This is a genomic window from Streptomyces alkaliterrae, assembly GCF_007097205.2.
In the GTDB taxonomy this organism is placed as follows: domain Bacteria; phylum Actinomycetota; class Actinomycetes; order Streptomycetales; family Streptomycetaceae; genus Streptomyces; species Streptomyces alkaliterrae.
This window is the reverse complement of record NZ_VJYK02000499.1, coordinates 1-2,519: the sequence shown is the minus strand read 5'-3', so window position 1 is coordinate 2,519 and position 2,519 is coordinate 1. Positions and strand designations below refer to the sequence as shown.

The window sequence follows — 2,519 nt, the reverse complement described above, 5'->3', positions numbered from 1 at the left end:
GTGGTGGTCATTCGGCGGCCTCCGAGGGGGCGGCGGCGCGGCTGGAGATCGTCAGGGGCAGGTTGACGCTGCCGGGGAAGAGCACGGGTACCTTCAGCCGGACGGTGGCGGCGGCGACCTCGCCGTAGTCGTGTCCGGGGCAGCTCACCGAGGCCCCGGACGCCCAGGAGCCGGGCATGTCCCGGGCGGCGGCGGCCTGGCAGCTCTCGCCGACGGCGTTGGCCCGGGCGGCGCGGTCGGCTGCGTCCCCGGCCAGGACGAACGTGTAGCCGACGAGCACGAACTGCCAGCAGAGCACGAGCAGGAGCAGGATCAGCGGCACCATGCCGAGGAACTCCACGGTGGCCTGCCCGCTGTCCCGGTCGGTCGGCGCCTGTCGCGCCGACCGGTGGTCCGCCGGTCCGCTCCGCATCGTCAGCGCCCCCCTGCCGTGCGTCCTCCGCGACGGGCCGGCGGGGTTCCGCGGCGGCCGGTGTGCCGTACCAGTCCGCCGCCGCCCTCCGGCTTTCCGTCCTTCCCTCTCCCGGTCTTCCCTCTCCCGGCCGTTCTGCCACGTCCGGTACGCGGCCCGCCGGTGTCGGTGTGGACGCCGAGTTCGGCGGCGAGTGCCCACAGCGCGCGGCGGACGTTGCCGCGGCCGTCGAGTTCGTGGAGTCGGGCGGAGTCGACGTAGCCCTGGAGTTCGCGGAAGTTGGCCGGGACGGTGGTGCGGGCGAGGCGGGTGCCGGTGAGTCGTTGGATGAGCTGCGGCTGGAGTTCGCTGGTGCGGGTGTGCCGGTTGACGACGGTGACGGCGTCCTCGGCCTTGCGTATCTGGAGGCGTTCCCACAGCCGCAGCATCCGTTTGACGCCGCGCACGGCGACGACGTCCGGTGTGGTGACGATCAGCGCGGTGTCGGCGGTCTCGACGGCGGCGGCGCCGGCGGGGGTGAGCTGGGCGCCGCAGTCGATGACCACGGTCTCGTAGCGGGCGCGCAGTACGCCGAGGATCTGCCGGGCGGCGGCCTCGGTGACCTCCTCGGCGCGCTCTCCCTCCGCCGGGGCGAGCAGCAGGTTGAGGCCGCTGGGGTGGGCGAAGACGGCGTCCTGGAGTACCCGGACGGACAGGTCGCTGATGCCGGCGAGGTCGGCGATCGAGCGGCGGAACTGGACGTCGACGAAGGAGGCCACGTCGCCGCTCTGGAGGTCCAGGTCGACGAGTGCCACGCTGCCGCCGCCGGACTGCGCGGCGAGCGCGAGTTGGACGGCGGTGAGGGTGCAGCCGACGCCGCCCTTGGCGCCGCTGACGGTGATCACCCGTCCGCCGGGGCCGGTCGGCGGTTCGTCGCCGCCGCCGAGGTGGCGTCGTACGCCGGCCGCCCACTGGGCGACGGAGTGGACCCGGCCGGTGAGGTCGTCGTGTCCGAGCGGCAGCCCGAGGACGCCTCTCGCGCCGGCCTCCATGGCGGCGGAGTACACGGCCGGGCTGGGGTCGCCGGTGAGCAGTACGGTGCCGACGGCGGGGAAACGGAGGGCGATCTCGCGGACGAGTTCGAGGGCCGGCAGCGGGGTGATGCTCTCGTGGACGAGCACCACTTCGGGCAGCGCCGCCACCGACTCGGCAGCCAGGGAGGCGAGTTGGTCGAGCAGCGCGGTGGAGTTGCCGGCGGGCGGGAAGGGTTCGACGCCGGGGAGCTGTCCGAGCAGGGAGGCGGTGCTCCGGACGGCGTCGGCGTCGCTGGCGGCCTGGATGACGCGGATGACCATGGTGGCTGCCTCACTTGTCCCGGGAGAGGCGGTAGTCGCGTTCGCCCTTGGGGATCGGGTTGTCGTCGCCCGGAGCGACCAGGGCGAGCCGGACGTGGGTGGCGAACGACTCGGCGTAGGCGACGCGTTGTGCGTCCATGGTGTTCAGGGCGAAGGTGATCGGCACGACCTGGCGGCGGCCGGCGCGGCCGTCGTCGTCCGGTTCCAGGCTGGTGAGCCGGCCGACGTCGATGACGCGGGCGCGGTCGACGAGGACCTTCGAGACGGGCTCGGCGTCCCCCTCACCGGGGAAGGTGGCGAAGACGTTGACCCGGGCGCCCGGGGTGATCTTGCCGGCGACGCCCGTGGAGGCGTCGATCATGATGGCGATCTCCTGCTCGCCCTGCTCCAGCGCGGGGCGGGAGGCCATCATGTCCCGTTGCAGCAGTGAACCCTTCTTGAGTGGGTTGACGGCTATCTTCTCGGTTATCTCCTCGAGGTCGGTGACGGCGGTGTCCGGCAGCCACCGCTTGGGCACGCTGATCGCGGCGAACTGCTTCGAGTCCAGTGCGACGTAGGGTTCGACGTCCTGACGTAGCTGGTAGGCGGTGACCTCGGGGCCGACCTTGGACTCCACGTCGTTGACGACGGACAGCACTCCGCCGAAGACGACAAGCGCCCCGAGGACGGACAGCAGCATGAGGATGACGCCGCGGCGCTGGCGTGAGTTCATCGGTGGGCGTTACCTCGTGTGAAGAGTCGGGCGGCTCGGAGGCGGGCGGGCGCCGCCGGGG

The 2,519-nt window shown here is 72.7% G+C and carries 3 protein-coding genes; all 3 read right to left on the bottom strand.

Features of this window, described 5'->3' with window-relative positions:
* Positions 1 to 7: 7 nt before the first annotated feature.
* From FNX44_RS28345 to cpaB, 3 genes are read right to left on the bottom strand one after another with little or no spacing between them, the layout of a single operon-like run.
* The gene (locus FNX44_RS28345; protein WP_173019296.1) at positions 8 to 412 is read right to left on the bottom strand and encodes a TadE/TadG family type IV pilus assembly protein; all 405 of its coding nucleotides are present in this window, start codon (positions 410 to 412) and stop codon (positions 8 to 10) included.
* Between the two features lie 2 nt (positions 413 to 414).
* Entirely contained in the window at positions 415 to 1,746 is a 1,332-nt protein-coding gene (locus tag FNX44_RS26075; RefSeq protein WP_173019295.1) for a CpaE/TadZ family protein, read from the bottom strand.
* A 10-nt stretch (positions 1,747 to 1,756) separates the two neighbouring features.
* On the bottom strand, positions 1,757 to 2,458 hold the full coding sequence (cpaB, locus tag FNX44_RS26070) for a Flp pilus assembly protein CpaB (protein WP_143651435.1): 702 nt from the start codon (positions 2,456 to 2,458) through the stop codon (positions 1,757 to 1,759).
* Positions 2,459 to 2,519 lie beyond the last annotated feature (61 nt).